The 22776-nt window shown below is 61.2% G+C and carries 26 protein-coding genes; 22 read left to right on the forward strand and 4 right to left on the reverse strand.

The annotated features are described in order from the left end of the window. The first annotated feature begins 233 nt into the window (after nt 1-233). Nucleotides 234-443 carry a hypothetical protein gene (locus ACSQ3Q_RS17985; protein ID WP_436135693.1) on the forward strand — a complete coding sequence of 70 codons (210 nt, stop codon included), beginning with the start codon at nt 234-236 and terminating at the stop codon, nt 441-443. A 16-nt stretch (nt 444-459) separates the two neighbouring features. Here ACSQ3Q_RS17985 and ACSQ3Q_RS17990 read toward each other — a convergent pair whose 3' ends face one another. Continuing rightward, nucleotides 460-768 carry a hypothetical protein gene (locus ACSQ3Q_RS17990; RefSeq protein WP_436135694.1) on the reverse strand — a complete coding sequence of 103 codons (309 nt, stop codon included), beginning with the start codon at nt 766-768 and terminating at the stop codon, nt 460-462. A gap of 246 nt (nt 769-1014) precedes the next feature. Between ACSQ3Q_RS17990 and ACSQ3Q_RS17995 the strand changes: the two genes are divergently transcribed. From ACSQ3Q_RS17995 to ACSQ3Q_RS18005, 3 genes are all read left to right on the forward strand, one after another. Continuing rightward, nucleotides 1015-1818 carry an alpha/beta fold hydrolase gene (locus tag ACSQ3Q_RS17995; protein ID WP_436135695.1) on the forward strand — a complete coding sequence of 268 codons (804 nt, stop codon included), beginning with the start codon at nt 1015-1017 and terminating at the stop codon, nt 1816-1818. Between the two features lies 1 nt (nt 1819). Further along, entirely contained in the window at nt 1820-2956 is a 1137-nt protein-coding gene (locus ACSQ3Q_RS18000; protein WP_436135696.1) for a PAS domain-containing sensor histidine kinase, read from the forward strand. Nucleotides 2957-3368: 412 nt separating this feature from the next. Next, the gene (locus ACSQ3Q_RS18005) at nt 3369-5453 is read left to right on the forward strand and encodes a PAS domain-containing hybrid sensor histidine kinase/response regulator (protein ID WP_436135697.1); all 2085 of its coding nucleotides are present in this window, start codon (nt 3369-3371) and stop codon (nt 5451-5453) included. Between the two features lie 68 nt (nt 5454-5521). Here the strand turns inward: ACSQ3Q_RS18005 and ACSQ3Q_RS18010 are convergent, their stop codons facing one another. Further along, nucleotides 5522-5971 (reverse strand): helix-turn-helix domain-containing protein, encoded by a 450-nt coding sequence (locus tag ACSQ3Q_RS18010; RefSeq protein ID WP_436135698.1) that lies wholly within the window; start codon nt 5969-5971, stop codon nt 5522-5524. Between the two features lie 83 nt (nt 5972-6054). Between ACSQ3Q_RS18010 and ACSQ3Q_RS18015 the strand changes: the two genes are divergently transcribed. From ACSQ3Q_RS18015 to ACSQ3Q_RS18100, 18 genes are all read left to right on the forward strand, one after another. Beyond that, on the forward strand, nt 6055-6282 hold the full coding sequence (locus ACSQ3Q_RS18015; RefSeq protein ID WP_436135699.1) for a hypothetical protein: 228 nt from the start codon (nt 6055-6057) through the stop codon (nt 6280-6282). A 234-nt stretch (nt 6283-6516) separates the two neighbouring features. Continuing rightward, nucleotides 6517-6834 (forward strand): ogr/Delta-like zinc finger family protein, encoded by a 318-nt coding sequence (locus ACSQ3Q_RS18020; RefSeq protein WP_436135700.1) that lies wholly within the window; start codon nt 6517-6519, stop codon nt 6832-6834. A gap of 88 nt (nt 6835-6922) precedes the next feature. Beyond that, complete coding sequence (locus ACSQ3Q_RS18025) at nt 6923-7123, forward strand: hypothetical protein (protein WP_436135701.1); 201 nt, start codon at nt 6923-6925, stop codon at nt 7121-7123. Beyond that, the gene (locus ACSQ3Q_RS18030; RefSeq protein ID WP_010465933.1) at nt 7120-7275 is read left to right on the forward strand and encodes a hypothetical protein; all 156 of its coding nucleotides are present in this window, start codon (nt 7120-7122) and stop codon (nt 7273-7275) included. The genes ACSQ3Q_RS18025 and ACSQ3Q_RS18030 overlap by 4 nt, the downstream gene beginning before the upstream one ends. Before the next feature lie 2 nt (nt 7276-7277). Beyond that, nucleotides 7278-7616: a hypothetical protein gene (locus ACSQ3Q_RS18035; protein ID WP_436135702.1), complete on the forward strand. Its 339-nt coding sequence runs from the start codon at nt 7278-7280 to the stop codon at nt 7614-7616. Beyond that, the gene (locus ACSQ3Q_RS18040) at nt 7616-9490 is read left to right on the forward strand and encodes a replication endonuclease (RefSeq protein ID WP_436135703.1); all 1875 of its coding nucleotides are present in this window, start codon (nt 7616-7618) and stop codon (nt 9488-9490) included. The genes ACSQ3Q_RS18035 and ACSQ3Q_RS18040 overlap by 1 nt, the downstream gene beginning before the upstream one ends. A 21-nt stretch (nt 9491-9511) precedes the next feature. Then, complete coding sequence (locus ACSQ3Q_RS18045; protein ID WP_436135704.1) at nt 9512-9736, forward strand: hypothetical protein; 225 nt, start codon at nt 9512-9514, stop codon at nt 9734-9736. Between the two features lie 223 nt (nt 9737-9959). Further along, complete coding sequence (locus ACSQ3Q_RS18050; RefSeq protein WP_436135705.1) at nt 9960-10172, forward strand: hypothetical protein; 213 nt, start codon at nt 9960-9962, stop codon at nt 10170-10172. Then, nucleotides 10169-10429: a hypothetical protein gene (locus ACSQ3Q_RS18055; protein WP_436135706.1), complete on the forward strand. Its 261-nt coding sequence runs from the start codon at nt 10169-10171 to the stop codon at nt 10427-10429. Before ACSQ3Q_RS18050 ends, ACSQ3Q_RS18055 begins: the two co-directional genes overlap by 4 nt. A gap of 23 nt (nt 10430-10452) precedes the next feature. Further along, the gene (locus ACSQ3Q_RS18060; protein ID WP_436135707.1) at nt 10453-11121 is read left to right on the forward strand and encodes a hypothetical protein; all 669 of its coding nucleotides are present in this window, start codon (nt 10453-10455) and stop codon (nt 11119-11121) included. Nucleotides 11122-11134: 13 nt separating this feature from the next. Then, the gene (locus tag ACSQ3Q_RS18065) at nt 11135-11425 is read left to right on the forward strand and encodes a hypothetical protein (protein ID WP_436135708.1); all 291 of its coding nucleotides are present in this window, start codon (nt 11135-11137) and stop codon (nt 11423-11425) included. After that, nucleotides 11409-12488 (forward strand): tyrosine-type recombinase/integrase, encoded by a 1080-nt coding sequence (locus tag ACSQ3Q_RS18070; protein WP_436135709.1) that lies wholly within the window; start codon nt 11409-11411, stop codon nt 12486-12488. Before ACSQ3Q_RS18065 ends, ACSQ3Q_RS18070 begins: the two co-directional genes overlap by 17 nt. 1118 nt (nt 12489-13606) lie before the next feature. After that, entirely contained in the window at nt 13607-13990 is a 384-nt protein-coding gene (locus ACSQ3Q_RS18075) for a DUF6463 family protein (protein ID WP_436135710.1), read from the forward strand. Between the two features lie 58 nt (nt 13991-14048). Continuing rightward, on the forward strand, nt 14049-14594 hold the full coding sequence (locus tag ACSQ3Q_RS18080) for a DUF2867 domain-containing protein (protein WP_436135711.1): 546 nt from the start codon (nt 14049-14051) through the stop codon (nt 14592-14594). 889 nt (nt 14595-15483) lie between these two features. Next, nucleotides 15484-15765, forward strand: coding sequence for a hypothetical protein (locus ACSQ3Q_RS18085; protein WP_436135712.1), 282 nt, complete (start codon nt 15484-15486; stop codon nt 15763-15765). 33 nt (nt 15766-15798) lie between these two features. Beyond that, on the forward strand, nt 15799-16038 hold the full coding sequence (locus tag ACSQ3Q_RS18090) for a hypothetical protein (protein ID WP_436135713.1): 240 nt from the start codon (nt 15799-15801) through the stop codon (nt 16036-16038). A 444-nt stretch (nt 16039-16482) separates the two neighbouring features. Further along, nucleotides 16483-17649 (forward strand): cellulose synthase complex periplasmic endoglucanase BcsZ, encoded by a 1167-nt coding sequence (bcsZ, locus tag ACSQ3Q_RS18095; protein WP_436135714.1) that lies wholly within the window; start codon nt 16483-16485, stop codon nt 17647-17649. Between the two features lie 178 nt (nt 17650-17827). Next, nucleotides 17828-19060 carry a multidrug effflux MFS transporter gene (locus ACSQ3Q_RS18100; RefSeq protein WP_436135715.1) on the forward strand — a complete coding sequence of 411 codons (1233 nt, stop codon included), beginning with the start codon at nt 17828-17830 and terminating at the stop codon, nt 19058-19060. Between the two features lie 55 nt (nt 19061-19115). On the opposite strand, the gene ACSQ3Q_RS18105 is transcribed toward ACSQ3Q_RS18100, so the two are convergent. Then, nucleotides 19116-20585, reverse strand: a complete 1470-nt coding sequence (locus ACSQ3Q_RS18105; protein ID WP_436135716.1) for a sensor domain-containing diguanylate cyclase — start codon at nt 20583-20585, stop codon at nt 19116-19118. A 155-nt stretch (nt 20586-20740) separates the two neighbouring features. Further along, nucleotides 20741-22618: a DEAD/DEAH box helicase gene (locus ACSQ3Q_RS18110; protein WP_436135717.1), complete on the reverse strand. Its 1878-nt coding sequence runs from the start codon at nt 22616-22618 to the stop codon at nt 20741-20743. Between the last annotated feature and the right edge of the window lie 158 nt (nt 22619-22776).

Consider the following 22776-nt stretch of genomic DNA (forward strand, 5'->3'; position numbering starts at 1 on the left):
CAGTTACAGATGACGACGACAAGATGCGAGAGAAGCTCCTACAGCTACTTGTCGAAGACGCTATAAAAGGCGAATCGGACTCTATGCTCGGTTCGCTTTGTTAAGGTCCGTCCAAGCGGCTTGGCCCGCTCGACAGCGCTCGGACCGACAAAACAGTAGGAAGGCGCTGACGCAGCGCCACTGAGTGGAAAGCAAACTTACCGGTTCGCCTTCCCGTAGCCTTTTCTTCGGCCATGAGCATCACCGTTTCCATCGCGCCCGATGTGTCCAATGCAGACTTCCTCCAAGTGGAGGCCCTGGTCGAGCACCTCACTCGTGCCGATCACAACTTCAAGGGTCGAGCAATCACTGTAAAGCGTGGGGCAGTCACCTTCGTGGCAGACACTGACGACATCTTGCGCGGCGCCCTTCTGCGCATCATGGTCGAAAGCATTTTGAAGTGAAAACCCATTACCCGACCTACGACTCGTCAAAGCGCAGCACCACTTCGGGGCGGTTGAACTGTTCACCGGGGCCCCGAAGCTGCAAGGCCATAACGTGGCACCTAAGCCCCGGCGCCGCCATGTAATCCATCACCATAGTGGTAGCGGTCACGGAAACTTGCAGGCCGCAAAACGTCCCTGAGTACAGCTCCTCAGTATTTTCCTCGGCAACAGGCGCGCGCGACAGGTGGTGTGACTCCACAAATTCAGCAAGGTCGCGCTGGCAGTGGATCGACGCGAATGCGCTCTTGACCCTGGCAATTACCTCATCAGTATGTGAATCCATGCAGTGATGCCAAAAAGGCCGATACGCTCTATCTGGCCATGTTAATTGCTCATCTCCCTTTGTACAGAATTTCGAACAGCCCATCAGTTGACCGCCACGCCGGCTCAGACTCAGCATGAAATGACAGGAAAAGGAGTATGCCGAGGCAAGGCGCGTAACGTGCAGTTACAAGGCGTATCGTCGCGCTGGTAAGCTCCTGAGCCCACCCGCGAGCGGGTCGACCAGCGCAGAAAACAATCTTTCAACATGACTACACAAGTTCGTAACAACGTGCACGTTCTAGGTGAAGGCCCAGCAACGATTTTTTTCGCTCATGGGTTTGGCTGCGATCAGAACATGTGGCGGCTCATGGCCCCTGCATATGCGAGCAGATACAGAACAGTGCTATTTGATCTCGTCGGTAGCGGCAACTCGGACCTGAAGGCATTCGATCCAGACAAATACAGCACGCTGCAAGGCTACGCGAACGACTTGGTTGAAATCATGCAGGAGTACGCGCAAGGACCCGCGGTAGTCGTTGGACACTCTGTCAGCGCCATGATCGGAATGTTAGCGGACATCGCGTCGCCTGGCTTGGTAGCTGCACATGTGATGGTGGGGCCTTCGCCTTGCTACATCAACGATGACAGCTACGTCGGCGGCTTCACGCGCAAAGACATTGAATCCCTTCTGGATGCATTGGAAAGCAACTATTTGGGCTGGTCTAGCACGATGGCTCCAGCGATCATGGGCGCCCCGGACAGACCAGAGTTGGGGGAAGAACTGAGCAACAGTTTCTGTCGTACTGATCCAGAAATCGCGAAGCATTTTGCGCGGGTAACGTTCCTGTCCGATTGCCGGGCCGACTTGGAGCGCCTCACAACCCCGACGCTCATATTGCAATGCGATGAAGACATGATCGCGCCCGTCGCGGTGGGTGAGTACATGCACAAGGTATTGCCGCGGAGTACGTTACGAGTGATCGAAAACGTGGGGCACTGCCCTCACCTAAGTCAACCAAGTGCGAGCTCGCAAGCAATGGACCAGTTCCTTCGGGACCAGGGCCTCTGAGATGCACATTCACGATGGAAGTGCGCTTTTCGATTCAATTGAGGACCTTCCATGCGGCATCGTCACTACCGACTCAAAAGGCTTAGTTATCGAATCCAACACCACCTTCTGTGAATGGATGGGATACCGTAGAGAGGAGGTCGCTGGAATACGGTACCTCCAGGATTTCTTTACGATTGGCGGCAAGATCTTTTATCAAACCCACCTTGCACCTCTTGTAGCGATGCAAGGATCAGTGGCCGAGGTAAAACTGGACTTGCTGCATCGAGATCAATCGACGGTACCGGTTGTGTTCAACGCCAAACGATATCAGCATGGCGACAAATGGTTTCTTCGAGTAGCTGCGTTCATCGCTCGTGACCGAGATCGATATGAACGTGAACTACTCCTGTCTCGCAAGAAAATCGAAGGCACCTTTGATGAGGCAAATCGGCTAAGAAAACAGTCGGAAGACCGCGCACTTTTCGCCGAGCAGATGATCGGGATCGTGAGCCACGACCTTCGTAACCCTTTGGCCGCGATCCGTTTGGGCGTCCAGGGTATGAAGAAAAAAGGCGTACCCCAAGATCAGAACGAGATGCTGAGCAGGATCAACAGGGCGGCAGATCGAGCTAACCAGCTCATCAAAGACTTGCTGGATTTCACGTCAGCACGTATCGGAAGCGGCCTTAAGGTGGCATCGGCTGAGATAGATTTGCGCGAGACGGTGGCGCACGCCGTAGAAGAGCTTTCGCTGGCATATCCTGGGCGCCGGATCGCTCACATTCATTCCGGTTCGAGCATTTGCCACGGGGACGCAAACCGTATTGCGCAAGCGATAGGCAATTTGGTGTCCAACGCTGTGATCTACGGAGATTCCAGCAGGAACATCACGGTGACGTCTTCCATCGACCAAAGTCAGTGGACGGTGGCCGTGCATAACTGGGGCTCAGTTATCGCGCCAGAGGCACGAGAGCGATTATTCTCGCCAATGGTTCGTGGAGTGGAGGCAGGTAGCGCCAACCGTAATGTCGGCTTGGGCTTGTACATCGTTAACGAACTGACGAAAGCGCATGGTGGCGTCCTGGATGTATCTTCAACAGAAGAGCTGGGCACTAAATTTGAAATGCGTGTCCCCCTGCCCACAACCGATCCTTAGCCGCGGAGGGGCAGTAAACGCGGCTATCCGCGTATCCAAGTTGGAAGCCCATCGACTATCGTGCAGACCTTCTCAGTTCTACCCATCAGTTGGATTGCCCCCACTGAGTAGGCTCCGCCTTGGTATTGGCAAGCGGCTATCTCATCATGCAGGTAAGAGGCGCGCGCCGTGGCCCCATGGATAACGTTTGTCATGCACAGCCATGCAAGGGCCACACTCGCGGAGCCCAAAAAAAAGCCATGGCAAGCGCGCCCTGACTAGTGTTCTCGATGTACTTGTTGATGTGAGTAATCGCGTTCCCGGCCACCACTTGCCCGGCGTCTCTGCCAATCACTACTTTCCCTTGTCCCTGCACAGTTGATCCTCGTGGTCGATGCGATGATGCAAATTGTTGCAGAGCTCTCGTGCATTGATGTGGTTTCTACAAATGGGCGCTTTGCTGCGAAAATTAACCTTGCTTGCCGTCGGACCAGAGCGCGCATTCGAAGGGAACCGCCCCTGCTCACAAATTGGCGTGGATAAATTCTTTATGCAAACGATTCCCCCGTCACTTGACGTCGGCACGACCGCGGAGATCCATATGCATCAAAACCCTGTCCACCACCTTGAGTTGGCTGAGTTCGTCGAGAACGGCGTCGAGTGTCTGCACCAGGTCGGGTACGACGGCACTATTCTCTGGGCCAACAAAGCAGAACTGGAATTGTTGGGCTACGCCGCCGAGGAATACATCGGAAAAAACATCACGGAGTTCCACGTAGATCCTCCCGTCATTGCCGACATCCTTAAACGCCTGACCGCCGGCGAAACACTGCGCAACTACGAGGCGCGTGTCCGCTGCAAAAATGGCGAAATCAGGCACGTCTTGATCCATTCCAGTGCTCGTTTTGAAAACGGCAAGCTGCTTTACACACGTTGCTTTTCTAGAGATGTGAGCGAGCGTGTGGCACTGCGACACGTGGAGTGGGAAAGGGACGCACTCTTGCGTGAGGCTCCTGTTGCAACCGCTTTGCTGATGGGGCCCGAGCACAGGTTTCAGCTGGCGAACGATCTCTACAAGACGATGGTCGGGCGTCAGCAATTGGAAGGAAGGACCTATCTCGAAGTTTTTCCTGAACTCCAGGATAGCGACGCGCTAGCCGCTTTGGACCATGCTTTTGCAACTGGTGAGCCCTTCGTCGCGCATGAGCACCGCATGCTCCTTGACCGCACCGGTAGCGGTCAGTTAGAGGAATGTTTCTTCAAGTTCAACCTTCAACCGATCACCCGCGGCACCGGAAAGGTTCAAGGTCTGATGGTTGTGGCTGTGGAGGTCACAGACTTGGTTGTGGCGAGGCGGCTTGCCGAAACTGCGAAGATGGAGCGCGAGGCGCTTCTTGCAGAGCTCAAGATTGCGGCCAATGCAAAGGACGAGTTTTTAGCCGTACTCGGGCATGAATTGCGTAATCCTCTCGCGCCAATCGTGACATCGCTCGAACTCATGAAACGTCGCGGCGACCTTACCAGTTCGAGGGAGCAAGCGATCATTCATCGCCAAGTGCGGCACCTTACACGGTTGGTGGACGATCTAATGGACGTCTCGCGCATCACACGTGGAAAGGTGAGCCTGCGTATCGAGGCTGTAGAGCTCGGCCCTGTTTTAACTAAGGCTGTCGAGATGGTGAACTTGCTGATCGAGCAGCGGGGACACACGCTTCATACGGATTTTCCAAACACAGGGATGCTCTGCAAAGCCGATCCCGTTCGTCTGACGCAGGTGGTGAGTAACCTACTTACCAACGCGGCACGGTATACGCCTGACGGTGGACAAATTCATCTGAAGGCCCGTTGCGACAATGGCTTTGCCGTCATATCCGTATCTGACAACGGGCAGGGCATCTCTTCGGATGTGCTGCCCCGAGTCTTCGACCTCTTCTTTCAAGGTACCCGCAAGGTGCACCAGGCTGAGGGAGGGCTCGGTGTAGGGCTCGCCTTAGTGAAGAGTTTGATCGTTGCCCATTCGGGCTCCGTACATGTTGATAGTGGTGGGCCGGGCTTGGGCAGTACGTTCACGGTGAGCATCCCCCTTGCTGCTTCATCTCAAGCGACCGATGAACTTGTCCCAATGAGTATGAGTAGTAAGGGGCCCTCGCGGAAAGTTCTCATCGTTGACGATAACCAGGACGCTGCAGATCTTCTGGCAGATTTGATGCGCATGAGTGGGCATGAAGTCCGTGTCGCGTACGAGCCCGCCACGGCTTTGACGCTGGCGTCCACTTTCAGGCCGGACGTAGCGTTACTAGACGTCGATCTGCCGGTGATGGACGGATATGAACTGGCAGCCCAAATTCGTAAGGAAATGGGTGGCGCAACGCCCGCAATGTACTCGCTCACTGGTTTCGGCCAAACCAGTGATCGTGAGCGCAGCGTCGCTCAAGGGTTAGCGGGCCACTTCGTAAAACCCGTTGAAATTGATCGTCTTCTTCTCACTCTTGCAACGCTACCCGTGGCTCCGTCCTGACGCGCTTGCAGCTATCGGGCTCGAAGCTCTGCAACTGTTATGGGGAACCGGACGTCCCCAGTTGTGCCTCACTTGCGGCCCTTCCCTACATTGAAGGTCATAGGCGCTGTTACGGTCTGATCGCCCTGGACCTGCTGGCCCACACTGCCCGCGATGTGCACGTGAGCACCGCTCTGATTGGCAACACCGCTGCCTCTGCTGGCGAGTCCTGCAACAGCTTGCACGATGCCTCGCCCATCTGCATCGGCGCGCTTGTACAGATCCAACAGTGCGCTCTCATCGGGGGACAAATTGCCAGAGTTACCGCGTACGCCGGTTAGAACATAGGCGGCATCCAACCCTCGCAGCGCTGCAAGTGCCAGGAATTCCGTGCCCACCGCAGCCACAGCTCGTTCCCAGTCTTGGTAGGTTCGCGCTTTCGTCCCGCCGAGCTCGGCCATATCGGTTTGCGAAAGGCCCAGTTTTTCCCGTTCCTCACGTAAACGGCCAGCGACCAAAACACGGAATTCTGTATTCATCTATTGACTTGCACGGAATTCCGTGCAGAATGCGTTCTACGTTGTAACCAAGTCACCCTAAATAGTACAGGCACGGCAGGACCATGTTTACCCAACTGACCACACGAACGGAAATGCGTCCGGCATTAGCCTCAAACCGGCTAATCCACGACAAGCCCATTGCACTGCGCATGACCCAGGCAGAGCGCGACGAGGCATTCCAGTTGGCCAGCGAGGAAAGTCGCAGCGCTAGTAGTTTTGCACTGCATGCCTATCGCCTCGGGGTGGCCGAACACAAACGCCGCCGCGCTGCACTCGCCGCCGCCGTCTGAAAGCATCGACGTCGTGCGCCTTCTTCATGCCCAACCGCGCCGCTTTGGGCTTTCGGCAGTGCGCACGGCCATTGGCGCGGTGGCCTATGTCACGCCGCAGCTCCGCTTGCTCGCCCATCCACACAGCAATCGCGGTGGGTCCATTGTGCTGGCCCCTGTACGCACTGCCGCCGAGCCCATGGCCGTTTGTGCGCACTACTTCACGCCCGCTGCAGTTATTGAGGATCGCCACCCATGCGCATGATGTGCCCGCATTGCAAACAGAACGCCTACACGCGCCACAGTGGGCAGCTGACCACCACCAGCCGAGAAACGATCTTTCAGTGCCGCAACTTCGAGTGCGGGCATGTGTTCTCGACGGTGACGGAAATCAACCGGACCATCAGCCCATCGGCCACGCCTGACCCCACGGTGGTGCTGCCCATGTCCACGCATATCAAGCGCGCGCTCTTACAACAGCAGCTGCAGGCCATGCCATCGGCCGACTACCGGCCGCGCCTTGGCGGCCTGGTGACCGGCGATCTGTTTGAAGCGATGCCCGCCGCCGGGTAGCGCCCCTCCCCTTCCCTTTTCCACACGCCTGACGGTGCCCTTTTTGGGCGCTGGGGGGATTCGTTCGCCTTGAGTTTTTGGAGTGCCTATGACAACCACCAGAAATCCGACCCGCCGGGCCGTTTGCAGCGGGATGCGCTTGATAGCAATACGTATCAGCGCGCTGGCCTTTGCAGTGGTGGCTGTTGCCCTGGTGACGGACGCCATCCCTCTGCTGTGGCTGTCTGCCGCCCTGATGGTGGCTGGCCTGGCGGCCATGGTGGCCGCACTGCTGGAGCTGGCCCCATGAGCTGCTACCGCGTGACGCACATCGACGTGCACCACCGCCGCCGCCGCATGCGTGTGCAAGCGTTGAACCGCGCCGGGGCCGTGGCCTGGGTCGAGCAGCTGTACGGCGATGCCTGGTACATCGCCGCAGTGCGTGAGGCTGGGGGCCGCTGAGCATGTCTGAAGCAACGCACGCCGAGCCGCTGCAGTCACCCGTGGCGCGTGAGCACTATGCCCGCCTGTTTGGGGTGGGCAATGGCTCGCTGCGCGATGAGTTCGTGAAGGTGGCCAGCAAGATGCAATGGTCAGACGCTGAATCACGCGAGTGGGCGCGCCTGGCAGAAACGCACCGCATGGCGTTGATGCTGCTGGCCGGTGTGGATGGTGACCTTGGCGCGCTGGCGCAGCGGCACTGGCGCGAGTTGCCCGAGCCTGAGCGTGTGGCCTTGAAGGCTGAGGCACGCTTTGCGCGGCGCGAGTTTTCGCGGCTGCATGCACTGACGGGGCGCTGGTAATGGCTAAGCGCAGCCAATACCGGGACTGGGGCCTCGTAGAGCGTTGGCAAGCCAACACCTTGGCCGCCAAGCTGACGGCAACGCTGCCCAAGCAGTGGGCCGAGGGTGTGGCAGAGCTGCGGCGCCCGCAGCCAGACACCCCTGTGTGGCAGCGCAACAGTGCATGGCTGGAGCGTTTGCAAGCATTCAAGGCAGAGCACGGCGACGCGCTGCACTGGAGCATGAGCGATTCGGATATCTGCGAGCGTGCGCAAGCTGTCGCCGAGGCCGTTACGCGGTTGATGGATCTGTGGCCCGAGCCGCTGAGCGAGGCAGAACAAAAGGCCTTGGTGCTGGCTTCGTGCGGCCTGCTGGATGTGGACCCACCCGAAGCCGAAACGCGCAAGGGTGTGATCGGCAAGGGCCAGGACGTTGCGTTCTGGCGCAAGCGCCTGCGCCAGAAGGTGGCGCGGATTCGTGAGCTGGGCGCCATCAAGCTGGGCGTGGTGAACCACCAGCGTGGCGGCTACTGCAGCAACGCAGCGGTGGAAAACCGCCAGCAGCAGTTGGCGCGCGCCGCGGCCATGATGGAAAACACCCTAGTGCGCAATGAGGCCGGCCAGGTGTACCGCCTGGGCGAGCTGGCGAAGCTGGGTGTGTCTGACCGCGATGTGCGCCGCGGCGAGCTGATGGTGCGCATCCGCGGTTGCGAGGAATACGCCGACGCGGCGGGCCATGTGGGCCTGTTCTTCACGCAGACCCTGCCAAGCCGCTTCCACGCCATGCTGGCACCGCTCAAGGGCACACGCTTGCCGTCGCGCAAGAACCCGAAATTTGACGGCTCCAGCCCGCGCGAGGGACAAGCCTGGCTGTGCAAGCGCTGGGCCGATGCGCGCACAGCGTTAGACAAGGCGGGTATCCGCTTCTACGGCTTTCGCGTGGCCGAGCCGCACCACGATGGGTGCCCGCACTGGCACTCGCTGTTCTGGTTCCAAACGCGCGAAGAAGCGCGCCAGGCGTCAGCCATCATCCGGCAGCACTGGCTCAAGCCCGATGACTGGGAGTTCCCCGAGGTAGTCGGACGCAAGGCCCGGTCGGTGCTGATGACACCCGAGACGGGTGCCCGCAAAAACCGCGTGAACATCAAGTGGCTGGACACCGGCGGCGCCGCTGCGTACATCGCCAAATACGTGGCCAAGAACGTGGGCGGCTCGTACCAGATCAACCACCTGGACGGCCAAGCCGATGGCCACGCGCAGGGTCAGCTGTTCGATGTGAGCGCGGGCGAGGTGCCCGGCTACGTGCGTGTGGACGCCTGGGCCGCGACGTGGGGAATCCGACAGTTTCAGCCCATCGGCCAGCCCAGCGTGGTGGCCTGGCGCGAGATGCGCCGCGTGACGCACGACCAAGTAGAGCAAGCCCGCATTGAGGGCGACACCATCGCCTGGCGCATCTATGGCGCCGTGCACAAGGTCGGGTCCATTAAAGCCGACTGGCGCCGGTTTATGGAGCTGATGGGCGGCCCCTGCCGCAAGCGCGGCGAGTGGGCCATGTCGGTGGCGCACCGCGAAACCAAGACCACGAACCGCTACGGCGAGGACGTGGAAAAGAAGGTGGCCGTGGGCCTGGCGCTGCAATCGGGCCGGTGGCTCATCTCGCGTCGGCAAGCGTGGAACCGGGTAGCTGTTGGTACCCCGGACCCCGGTGCCCGCGCCGCGCAGGCGGCGCCTTGGACTTGTTTCAATAACTGTAGAGCACGCCTCACCGGCGAGCTGCGCCGGGCCTTTTTAGGCCGAGGGCGCCACGAAATCGAGGACTGGACAACGCCAGCCGAACCGCAGCAGCCACCCCACCGGCCCGCTGCCCACCCTTCCCCCGAGTTTTTTCAACCCTGAACCACTGCAGGAGGTATGACCGTGCCCGCAAAACTGACCATGCCCACGCTGGGCGGCCTCGCAAATCCGAAGTTCCGCTACGTCGATAGGGACCACACCAACATCGCGGACACGTTCAAGCGCGCCCGCCGCGCACTGACCAGGGCGCAGCAGGAAGCGCAGTCCGCCCAGCAGACGCTGGAACTTGAGCCCGAGGGCGCCACTGTGGTGACGCTGCCCCAGCGCGCCGGCCGCCGCAGTGCATGACGCCCGAGGAACAAGCGCAATGGACTCCCGCGATCTGCCTGCATTGCACCCATGGGCGCCCGTTTACCCAGCAGCTGCTGTGCCACTGCCCGGCTCTGGTGGCCACTCACGGCGTGCAGCCGGTCGGGGTGATGCGCAACCGGGCCGACGCCTGCGCCCAAGCGCAGCATCGGTCCATTCCGCGCCACCCGGTGCACTGACGGACACCCGCGAGGCCCAAGCCATGAACCTGCAAGCCCTGGCCCTGCTGGTGCCGCCTCTGCGTGGTTGCGCTCTGTGCAGCCACGGTGTGGACCGCAACGGCGTGCGCCACTGCAACGCACCGGCAGTGCGCGATGTCTTCGGCGTGCAGCCGGTGGCTACGGCACGCAGCTGCGTGGAGGCGTGCGGCCCTGCTGCCGCGCATATGCACATCAACGCTTGGAGCGCGGCATGACGCTACCCCGCGTTGAAGCCATGCGCGCGGCCTGGCAGGCGCTGGCCCACCTGCCTGCGTGCCGCGACTGGCCCGCCGACTACGACGCCGTGATGGCCGACCCGGTGCGCATGCGCCTGGTGCGGCTGCAGGCCACTTTCATGGCGCGCATCGCCACAGCGAAGGCCGAGGCCCGCTCACCGCCGACACGGCCGATTGCCATGCACCCGCCCTGCTTTGACCGCAAGCGGGCCGCGGCTGGCGACATCGACGACTGATTCACATGAACCCGAGGAAACCCATGAAACAACCCCTGATAGTCGCCCTCACCGGCAAGCCGGCCACCGGCAAAAAAACCATCGCGTCGATGCTGGCCCCCGGCCAGGGCTTCGCGGCCGTGTCGTTCACAGAGGCCGTGCAGCGCGACGTAGCGCAGGCTTGGCGCCTGGACGTGCGCCTGCTGTCTGAACCCCGCCTGCGCAATACCCCGTTGAACGCCCTGGCGGCTGGTGTGTGCAGCGACCCCGCTTTCATGCTTTGGCTTACCGATGGTGGCGAAACACTGCCGCCGCCGCGCACCCCGGCATGGGCCATGCAGCGTTGGGCAGAGTTCCGTTGCCGGTTCATCCCTGATTTCTACTGCCGGCAGGTTGAGCGCCAGATTGGGCGCTTGGTGGGCTGCGGCTGGTCGCGCATCGTTGTGCCTGACCTGGCCACCACAGCGCAAGAAACCATGCTGCGTCGGCTGGGTGCGAAGGTGGTGCGCGTCCATCGCATCGACCTGGCCGAGGCACCCCAGCTGCGGCAGGACGGAGCGCCGGACGTTGCCATCAACTCCCACGGGGACATCGAGAACTCGGGTTCGCTGGAGGGCTTGGCCGAGGCGGTGAGCGAGTGCATCGAATTCCTCGACGTGCTGCTGGTTGTGGAATGGCCAGTGCTGCCCACGCCAGAGAGCGCCGCGGCCTGACGGTGGTTGCCACATGAACGCGGCCCACCTCTCCCCACCATGGCTCACCGACGCGGAAATTGTCGAGATGTGCGCCCCCCTGGAGCAACCGGCCGCGCAGTGCCGGCACCTGGAAAGCCTGGGCCTGCTCGTACGGCGAAAGCCAAATGGCCGCCCGCTGCTGATGCGCAGCGAGCTGGACCGAGTGCTGGGCGCGACCAGAATCACGGTGCAAGCGGCAGCGCCTGCGCCTTCAATGACCACCCCGAACGTTACTGCGCTACGGGACCACCTGAGCAAAAAGAAACATGGCGCGACTGCGTAAAGACGGGGACCCGCTCGGCCTCAACGGCACACGCCTTTCGTTCAAGCATGGGGCCTTCTACTACCGCCACCGTGATGGGAGGTGGGAACACCTGGGCTCGGACGTGAAGGCCGCGAAAGCTCGTGCGTCGGTCTACAACGACCCAGCCGGCACCTATGGCACCGTTGCCTACTGGTTGGACATGTTCATTGTGAATTGCGCAGTGCGAGTGAAGGCAGGCACCCTTGCACAGCGCACGCTTGACGACTACACGAAGAACGTCGAGCCGCTGAAGGCCTACTTCGGAGGGATGTTGCCTGATCACATCCAGCCGAAGCATGTGCAAGCGTACCTGGATATTGGTGCCGAGGAAGGCAGACCAGTGCGCGCCAATCGCGAGCGGTCGTGCCTGAGCTCGTGCTTGAGTTGGCTGATGCGCACTGGACAGTCGAATCTCGCGATCAACCCGTGTATGCAGGCCAGCGGGACCAAAAGCAATACAGAAACGCAGCGAGAGCGCTATGTAACCCACGAGGAGTATCAGGCCGTGTACGAAGCCGCCGGCACTCAGGTGCGCATGCTCATGGAGTTGACCTATCGGACCTTGCAACGACCGGAGAGCGACATTCTGGAATGGACGCCTGCGATCCTCGCTCGCGACCCCCACAGCAAGCGACGGGTCATCCAATTCACACAGGGAAAGACCGGACGTCGCATCAAGATCGCGATGACTGAGCAGCTGGAAATTCTGGTTATGCGGGCAATGGGACCCGTGCCCCACCTCGATCAGACGCTGGTGCACAACCGCCGAGGGGATTCCTACACTTACAGCGGGATCATGTCGATGCTGACTAAGGCTATCGCGAAGGCAAACGCCGCACGCAAGAAGAAGGAGTTGGCAAAGATCGAGAGCTTCGGCTTTCGCGACCTGAAGGGCAAAGGGGCGACCGACATGTGGCTGGCCGGCACTCCTATCGAGCAGATTCAATTGCTCTGCGGGCATTCAGATAAATCCACCACTGAAAAGTACATCAAAGCGCGTTGGAACGCGACGGCGTTGCCCAACGAAACAGAGCTGGCCTAGCGAGGGCAGGCCGCTTTCAGCATGAAGCGGCACCGGCCGCCGGATGCGCTTATCTGACCGATGCGCGACTTCTGCGAGTGGTTCCGGCGCCATATGTGCGATGCCGCACAGACGGCAATCCCGGGACATGCCAACCTGCTGAATGGAACAAAATCTTTCCGTCACAAGCGGCTCGGTGTCCCGTGACATAGCGAGATGGGTCACGGCCCTCGGCGCAGCTCTGGAACACATCGACCGAATGGCCAAGGGCGAGACCACGCACCCTGCAGTGACAAGCGAATTGCTTGCTGCCATCGAGGTAGCGCGCCAGCGATGCGTGGGCGAATTGCAATCTGGACCTACACCGACGTGACTTGGCCGGACGCATACGGCGCAGATGCATAGGGGCCACTTCACTTACCGCTTTTGGCACGCTGGCCTAGCCATCCAAACGGGGAATGAACTGGGGGGCCGCAAAACCGTTTGCCTCAAATACAGTGCGCGGGTCCCGGAATGAGACGAACCGATGCTGCAAATGGCGTAGCCACGCGGCTTCTGGCTGTATTGCCACAGCGGCCTCTTAATCCGTAGGTCGAGTGTTCGAGTCACTCAGGACCCACCAAACCAAAGCCGCTGCAATCAAAAGGTTGCAGCGGCTTTTTTCTTGCCTGCGTTGTGCGACGTTGGATGTGACGCGTCTCATATCCAGATCCCTTCTCAATTCGCGGAGGGCCGTCTCCAATCCAGTGTTTAGGCCTGTTTCAAGTAGCCGTGAGCTTGCCCTCAGTTCATGACGGACGCTCATGAATTGCATGCGATGAGCGCTTTGCCCTTGCCGAGTTAGCGAGACATCAACCCCACGACGGCTTTGGCTTCTGGATCATCTGGAGAGGCGCCCCGTACACCGACCAGCGCCACGTCGTCTGCCCAGGCGTTCTCTCAACTGCTTCGCGGTTCCAGACCGGTCACGCCAGCATCGCGATGTTGAACATACGCAATCTGGCCCCTGATCACGAGCCTTCGCGCTCTACCTAGCCGACCGCTGAAGACTCGTCGCGCCCAAACCACAATCGGAAAATACTATTCTTAAACAAGAAAATTCTTGGTATTTATAGATATAAATTCACTTCATTCATCAAATGGAATTTATGATCAGTAACTGGAAGACAGCAGCTGCCTGGGCTCTCATAGCCCTGGGCTTTCTCCATATCGCTATGGGTTTCGCGCGGTTTAAACAGCCTTTTATGGCGGCGCTATCTGAGGGAATTTTTGACGCCTTCAAAGCCGATGACACGCGTCGCCTGGCTTTCTGGTTCACGCTCCTTGGCCCCGTGCTTTTGCTGTGCGGGCACCTCGCATTGCGGGCTGCCCAAGGGGGAGATTTGGAAACCTTGGGGCTGATCGGGCTGTACCTGCTGGTGGCTGCGGTTCTGGGCATCGTGGCCTTCCCGGCGTCGCCACTGTGGGCGCTGCTGGTGGTCGCAGGGCTGTTGTTCGCTGCGGGGCGGGGTTGGCTGACCTGAGCTCTCGATCTTTTTTTTCTCGCCTTCGTGCCTCAGAAACTAACCATTGACCGCGTACATGTCCATCGAACACCCCCACGTAACCCCCGTGCCGCTTCCTTCCGAATCGGCGATTGCCAACGTCTACGCATCGGTGAATCTTGCTGACGCCTACTCCATCGAACTCCCCGCCGATGCGTCGACCCATCCCGAACTGTTGGCGAGGTTTATCTTCGCTCACCAAGCGCCATGGATCAGCAGCCTCATGGCGGTTCGAGACGCGGCCGTGGCCGGGTTCGGCTTGAAGACAGCCAAGCATCTCGCATCACTGGAGGCACAGAGCGGAACGGGCCGACTCAGCATCTTTAGGGTCTACAGCACAAGTCCAACTGAAGTTGTTTTTGGAGAAGACGACAAGCACCTGGACTTCAGGATTTCTGTTCTGTGCTCTGGGGGGCCATCGCCGGGCGCTCAACGCCACTTGACTATGTCGACCGTTGTCCATTGCAACAATCGCTTAGGTCGTCTCTACCTTTTTCTCATTGCTCCGTTTCACCGCTTGGTCGTTCAGTCCAGTCTTCGGAGTGCTGCACGGAGCGGCTGGCCCTCGGCGACAAAGGGGTAAGCCCATCCTAATCATCACCCGCCGCCCATTGCGGGCAAACCGCCATCACGCGGACCCCGCCTGGCCTACTGGCCATGCCGGTCATGACCAACATCAATGGGCCTATGGGTAAGCAGGCAACGTCAACGTCAATGGGTCATTCCGCCGCTCTGGTTCTATTGGGTCTCTGGGGGGTCCTGGAGCTTGGGATGGCAGGCACTCTGACCCTCGCCTTCTGGTTCGCTTGGCTCCTGTATGCCGCCTTGCTTGTGTGGATGAGCAGCGGAAGCACGGTGGGCGCGTGGCTAGTTCTTGCCCCGCCTTCATGGCTGGCCGCATTCAGTGGGGCAAATGTTGTTCCGCAGGTGCTGGCGGTATTGGCGGGTGCAAGCGTCAGTCCACACGCCTTGCCCGGCGCGCTGCTAGTGACTTTTCCGTGTGGTACCGCCGTGGCAATCCACCTCTGGTATGCAGCGGCGGCATGCAAGAGGTAACCGGACTGTTGGCAAACCCAAGTAAGCCACTGCCGGAAGCTTCGGCTCTCCCGAGCTTCTGATCACGAAGCTCCAGTCCAGCGGCTTCAATGTTCGGTGCGAAGCTGGCATGCGCGGGTGGTTCGCCTCGTCACACAAAGCGTTTAACCCTCCCATGGAGAGACGTCGAGCGCGCGCATCCACTAGCCGCCTGTGGCTGATTCTGAACAACGCCGTCACGCAGCTACATCTTTCTCGCGCTGCGGTTCACGCCCCGGCGCTCGAGTGTCGGGCGCACAAGACGGCCCCCGGGTCTCCGGCGACTAATGACTACAGACACCGCGCCGCCCCCGGCGCACGCTATGGACAGCATTGATGACCAACGGGGCTGGGTCTCTTCGCCGCAGGCACAGCAATCCCACAACCCAAGGTTATCCATGGCTATCACTATCACCGTTGCGCAGACGGTGTCGAACGACGTTTTCTCTCGAATCGTTGCTTTGGCACAGGTTTTGCGGCAGTCGGACCCCAACTTTGAAGGCTTGACCATCTCCGTGTCGCGGGGTGCTGACACCCTCGTCACGGACACCGACGACAAGCTGCGCGAGACGCTCTTGCACCTGCTGGTTGAAGACGAATTGGCCGCCGGCTCGGAGCCGTCGTTGCATACGCGTCACTTTCCATGCAACGACCCGCCTGGGATGAGCGGGCGCCCATGACCGCCCTGCAAGTCGCTAGCAGGCAAGCTATTCATGGGAATCACCATCACCGTTTCGCACACTACCTCTGACCAGGATTTCGAAAAAGTCGAAGCACTTGCGAAGCATTTGCAGGGCAACGACTACAACTTCAGCGGCCGCGCCATTTGCGTGGAGCGCGGCTTGTTGACCGAAGTGAAGGACACCCAAGACGCGCTGCGTGGCGCGCTTTTGTGGTTGATGGTGGAGGCGGTGCTGAACCATCGGACTCCCTCCAGACCAGGCGCTGCGTAGCGGTCCACAAAGTGGCAAGAGCCGGGTCCCCCCGCGTTGGTTTGGCGACCAGCACATTGCTGGCGGGGTAGGACCCAGGCTTGGGGTGGTGCGTGGCGACTACATCTGGTGCCACACGCTGGGCGTTTCCCGCGACAAGGCGGCCCCTGTTCAAATCACCACCTCGCGCAGCGATGAAGAAAACCTGGCGTGCTGTCAGCCCTTGGCAGTATCGCGAGCCTGCCTCAACAGCTTTCTGGCTAGGATAGGGAAGCTGGCGCAGCACTGTGCAACCACGGTGTCAGCTCAGACCGGTTCCGCCGGGCCAATATTTGAGTCAAATTGGCCGCTAGCGCTTGTTCTATAAGCACTTAATGCTATTTTATTTGTAGCATCAAAGTGATTGTACGAGCAGCACGCGAGCTCTGCAGCCCCTTTACCACCACACAGACCACGAGAACATCCATGTTGACTGCACCGCTGCCACGACGGACAGCCCTGCTCACGGGCCTTGGCTGGCTTGCCCCGCTGGCGTTGTACGCGCAAGCCCAGCCGCCGGCCGTTGCAAAACTTGCCCGGGGCGGACAATGGCCCGCCTGGGACCACTTCAAGGCCCAGTTCGTCAGCGAAGACGGCCGCGTGATCTCCAACGATGACGACGGCACCCGCACCTATTCGGAAGGTCAGGCGTACGGGCTTTTTTTCGCGCTCGTGGCCAACGACCGCAAGGGATTCGACGCCATCCTGCGCTGGACCGAAAACAACCTGAGCGGCGGCGACCTCGCAGTGCGCTTGCCCGCCTGGCTTTGGGGCCGCCGGCCCGACGGGACCTGGGGCGTCATCGATAGCAACGCGGCTTCAGACGCCGATCTCTGGATCGCGTATGCACTGGGCGAAGCCGCCAGGATCTGGAAATCGCCGCGCTATCACGACCTGGGCGCGCGCCTCGCCATGCGAATCCTGGCCGAAGAGACGGCGGATTTGCCGGGCCTGGGCGTCACGCTGCTGCCCGCACCCCGCGGATTTGTGGAGGCCGAGGGCCGCTGGAAGCTCAACCCCAGCTATCTACCGCTGCAGGTGATGCACCGGCTTGCGGCGCTCTACCCGCACGCCGCGTGGAAGCCACTGGCACAGAGCTCTGAAAAAGTGATCGCGGGCGCCTCGCCCAAAGGGTTTGCGCCCGACTGGATTCTCTATGACGCAAAACTCGGCTTCCTGGTCGACGAGAAGGGCAAGGAGAAAGGCCAAGGCGGCTACAACGCGATCCGTGTGTACCTGTGGGTCGGCATGCAGCACGCTGCGTCGCCCGGCCGCAAAGCGCTGCTCTCGGCACTGGGCGGGATGGCCCGGTACGTGCGCGAGCAGGGGCATCCCCCGGAATCCATCGACGTATTGAGCGGCCTAGCCGCCGCAGCCGGTCCGTCGGGTTTCTCTGCAGCGATGTTGCCCTTTTTGCGGGCGCAAGGGGACGATGCAGCGCTGGAGGCACAGCGCCGCCGCCTCACAACCAACCCCGTGCGTCCCAACGCGTACTACGAGCAGACCCTGGCGTTGTTCGGACTGGGCTGGATGGAAGGCTGGTTCCGGTTCTCGGCTGCGGGCCAGCTCCTGCCCAAAAAAACGGTGCCGTAAGGTTGACCCGGCGCTGCCCGTGCGGCGACGCCTGGGCATAGGCACGGGCCAGTGATCGAGGTTTCGGCAACTTGCGGTGCCCTGCCAACGGCCGTCCGCTTAACATCGCCCTCTTGCCTCCACCGGTCGCCGCAGCAACCCGCATGACTGCGGGGCCGCCCAACAGCTCCACACCTTCATGAACCCCAACGCCCACACGCTCTGGCGCGCCCCGCAATGGGCGCTGGCCGCCCTGCTTGCCGTGCTGGGCATGCTCGGCCCGTTTTCTATCGACACCTACATCCCCGCCTTCACGGGGATCGCCGGGGCGCTCGGCGCCACGCCGGTCGAGATGCAGCAGACCTTGTCGGCCTATCTCTTCGGGTTTGCGTTCATGAATCTCTTCCACGGTGCGCTGGCGGACAGCTTTGGCCGCAGGCCGGTGGTGCTGTGTGGCATTGCGATGTTCACAATCGCCTCCGCCGGATGCGCCCTGTCGCAAAGCATCGAGCAGCTTATCGCGTTTCGGGCGTTGCAGGGTTTGTCGACCGGTGCGGGCATCGTGGTGTCGCGCGCTGTGATCCGCGACATGTTCCCGCCCGCGCGCGCCCAGCAGGTGATGAGCCAGGTCACGATCTACTTCGGGGTCGCGCCAGCCATCGCACCCATCGTGGGCGGCTGGTTGTTTGTGCACACCGGTTGGCACAGCATTTTCTGGTTTCTGACGCTCGTGGGTGTCGTGCTTTGGATCGCCAATTTCAAGCTGCTGCCGGAGACTCTGCACGCAGACCTGCGCCAGCCTTTCAACGTGCCACACCTGATGCGCGGCTACTGGCAACTCGGATCGAGCCCGCGCTTCGTGCTGCTGGCCCTGGCCAGCGGCGTGCCGTTCAACGGGATGTTCCTTTATGTGCTGGCGGCGCCGGCGTTTCTGGGCGAACACCTTGCCTTGGCTCCCACGCAGTTCTTCTGGTTCTTTGTGCTCACCATCGCCGGCATCATGGGCGGCGCTTGGCTCAGTGGGCGGCTGGCGGGCAAGATCGCGCCCAAACGCCAGATCCGCCATGGCTTTGTGATCATGTGCATCGTGGCGGTGCTGAACCTCGGGGCCAACCTGGTTTTCCCGGCCCATGTGGCCTGGGCGTTGGCGCCCATCGCCGTCTTTGCCTTCGGCTGGGCGCTCATGGTGCCCGTGGTCACCTTGCTCGTGCTGGACCTGTACCCCGAGCGCCGGGGCATGGCGTCGTCCATGCAGGCGTTTGTGGGGTCCACGGCCAACGGGCTGGTCGCCGGGGTCATCGTGCCGCTGATCATGCATTCCACGGTGTTGCTGGCCCTGGCATCGTTGCTGATGATGGCCATCGGCATGACAGCCTGGATTTACCTGCACCATCGCTGGCCCGACGTCGGCCGCACCGCCACTGGCGGCTGAAATCAGACTCTGAAGCAGGTACCGAGGTCCGGAAGAATCCCGGAGGGCCATGCAGCTAGGGGTTGCCCTGCCGCCGTTCCATGCCCCTATCCTGGTAATACCGGTTCTTCGCCGCATACATGGCCTGGTCCGCACGATGGATGGTCGCCTCCACCTGGTCGCCTGACCCACACGAGGCGACACCCATGGCCAGGCTGATGGGCTGGCCTGGATAGAACTGGTTGTTCAGGTCCAGCATTGAGAGAATGCGCTCTTGCAGCGCAAACGCGCTGCGTTCATCCATGCCCGGCAGCAACACCATGAACTCGTCCCCGCCGATGCGCGCTGCACAGGCTGGGGCGTCCACGGCCTTGGCCAGCACTTCGCCTACCCGGCGCAGCAGGGCGTCCCCTGCGGCATGGCCTTCTTCGTCGTTGACGGCCTTGAGCCCGTTGAGATCGATCGCGATGACCGACAGCGGCCACGGGCCCTTGCGCGTGATGCGGTTGAGCTCCTCGGCATAAAACGCACGGTTGCGAAGCTGCGTCAGCACGTCGTGTTTGCCCAGGTATTCGAGGTAGGCCTCGGCCTTCTTGCGTGCTGTGATGTCCACCAGCGAGAGCAGCACCAGACCCCAGTCGGCAAGATGGTCTGCCAGCACTGAAAATTGCATGTGGATGTGCACCGCATCGCCCGACAGTGCGTAGTTGACCACCTCGCGCTGCTGGAACGTCTTGCCTTCCCACAGATCGATCAGCTGCTCCGCAAACGACTCGTGCATTTCGCCGCGGAACACACGGCCGATGTTGTTGAGCAGCACCTCTTTGCTAGCTGCACCGAACATGCGCAAGGTTTGCTGATTCACGTCGATGACGCGGATCTCCTGCATGCAGCGCGTCACGAACTCAGGGTGCACGGTGATAAAGGTCTTGAAGTCGTCAATGCCCTGAGCCCGAACGCTGTCGAGCAGGTTTTTGACAGCGCTGAAATCCTCGACCCACAGCGACACGGGCGAGTGCTCGAACAGGTCCCTGGCGTGTTGCTCGCTGCGCCGCAACCGGCCGGCGCCCCGCACCTGGGCCGTGATGTCTTCCAGCGACAACAGCACGCGCGCCCAGTTTTCTTCGTAGCCGGGCAGGATGCGCCCCCGAACCTGCACGTCGAGGCGCCGGCCATCCAAGGCGTAGTTGACGCTCTGGTTCGAAAACTCGTGCTCCCCGTCCCACAGTGCCGCCAACTCATGCGTCACCGCATCGTGCATGTCGTCCCTGAAGACCTTGTCGAGGTTTGCGACCAAAGCCTCCTGGCTGTCGGCGGCAAAAAGCTCCAGGGTCCGGCGGTTCACCCTCACCACCTGGAGCGCAGCACTGCATTGCCGCACGCGCGCCGGATCCCGCGCAAGGTGGGAGCGAAGGTCGGTGACGCCTTCTGCGCGCCAGCTGTCAAACAGCTGCTTCACAGCGCTGTAGTCCTCTATCCAGAGCGAGACCGGCGCCAGTTCGAACATGTGCTCAAAGTCCGCGGCTGAAGATAAAGAAGACGACACAGCTGATTCCTCCCACGTCATTATTGTCGAGCCGCTGCGGTGCCCTGCCACGCCCTTGGCCGGCGCTCAAACAAAAAGGCCGGCACCTTGCGGTACCGGCCTTTTCTTTTGCACTTGATCGCAGCCCTGTCGGGCCGGATCAGAGCGAACCTTGATCAGCGAGCGGGGCGCGCTGGGCGCTTGCGCGCGTCGTGGGCCACGAAAGGCTTGACACCGCCACCAGCGGGCTTGGCAAAACCAGGCTTGCTGCGGGGTGCGAAGTCACCACGCGGAGCACCTGCATCGGCACGGGGGGCGAACCCACCGCGGCCAGCGTCACCAAAGCCTGGCTTGCGGCCAAAGCCTTCGCCATCACGGCGCGGGGCAAAACCGCGGTCATCACGGCCGCCAAAGCCACCGCCACCATTGCTGTCGCCGCGGGGCGCGCCACCACGGGGGGCGTCACGACCGGCAAAGCCGCCGCCGAAACCACCACCGAAGCCGCCACGGTCATTGCCGTTGCCACGCGCCGGGCCACCGAACTTGCGGTCACGGCTGTCGCGGTCGTAACCACCGCTAGGGCGGCCACGGCCACTGAAATCACCACCAGCGCGCGGTGCCTGTGGCGGGCGCTGCGAAGGCTCCATGCCAGGGATCACTTCGGCCTTGAACTGCTGGCGGCTGTACGACTCAATGTCGTAGATCTTGCGGCGGTCGCGGAACTCGGCAAAGGTGATGGCCAGGCCATCACGGCCCGCACGGCCGGTACGGCCAATGCGGTGGGTGTAGTCCTCGGCCTTCATGGGCAGGCCAAAGTTGAACACGTGGGTGATCGTGGGCACGTCAATGCCGCGTGCAGCCACATCGGTAGCCACCAGAATCTGCACCTGACCAGCGCGCAGTGCCATCAAGCGGCGATTGCGCAGACCTTGACTCAGGGCGCCATGCAACGCAACGGCCGAAAAGCCTTCTTGCTGCAGGTCGTTGGCCAGGCCGTCGCACTCCACCTGGGTGCTGGCGAACACGATGGCCTGGTTGATGCCGGTGTCACGCAGCCAGTGGTCCAGCAGCTTGCGCTTGTGCTGGGCATTGTCGGCCCAGTACAGCATCTGCTTGATGTTGGCGTGCTTTTCCTGGGGCGAATCGATGGTGACCTTCTGGACCGCCGAACCACCGTCGTGCATCACACGCATGGCCAGTTGCTGGATGCGCGGCGCAAAAGTGGCGCTGAACATCATGGTCTGCTTGCGCTGGGCGGTCAGCTGGTTCAGTTCGGCCAGATCGTCCGAGAAACCCAGGTCGAGCATGCGGTCGGCTTCGTCGACAACCAGGAACTGCACCTTGTCGAGCTTGATCTGCATCGAGCGCTGCAGGTCCAGGAGGCGGCCAGGGGTGGCCACCACCAGGTCGGCGTTCTGCAGCTTGGCGATCTGCAACTGGTAAGGCATGCCGCCCACCACGTTGGCCACGCGCAGACCACGGCAATGCTTGACGAGGTCGATGGCGTCGTGCGCAACCTGCTGCGCGAGTTCACGCGTGGGGCACAGGATCAGGGCACCTGGGGTGGCAGCCTTGAAATTGCGCGTGCTGGTGGGGTCCTTGCGCTTTGCGCGCTTGGGAGCGGGTTCGCCACGCTCAGCAGCTTCGGCCACGGAGCGGTCAAAAGCAGCGCGCTCTTCAGCTTCGGCAGCAGCTTGCTGGTTGATCAGCGTGTGCAGCACGGGCAGCAGGAAGGCGGCGGTCTTGCCGGAGCCGGTCTGGCTCGAGACCATCAGGTCGATGTACTTGGTGGCGTCGTTGCCGCCTGCCATGGCCAGGGGAATGGCCTTGAGCTGCACGCCGGTGGGCTGGGTGTAGCCCAGATCCGCCACGGCTTGCACCAGTTCAGGTGCGAGGCCCAGTTCGATAAAGCCGTTGGGTTCGGCAGTCACTGCCACGTCGGCGTCCAGGGCGTCAATGCCCACAACGTCAAGGGGGGACTGCACGAAAGCGTCGGCAACAAAGGAAGTATCTGCAGGCGCGAATTCGCCCTGCACCAAGGAGGTGTCGGTCATGATTTTTCTCTCACGAGGACGATCGCAGGCGTAGCCCGCGATTGGCTTCGTCAAATGGTTAAAAAACATCAACCATCAAACGAAACCTGCGCTGGCTCTAGGAATCAGGCCGGTGCGGGTGGGCTGTTATTCGCCAGTCCTGCACTGTCGAAAGACAG

This window comes from Acidovorax sp. LjRoot129 (genome assembly GCF_964253765.1).
Classification (GTDB): domain Bacteria; phylum Pseudomonadota; class Gammaproteobacteria; order Burkholderiales; family Burkholderiaceae_C; genus Acidovorax.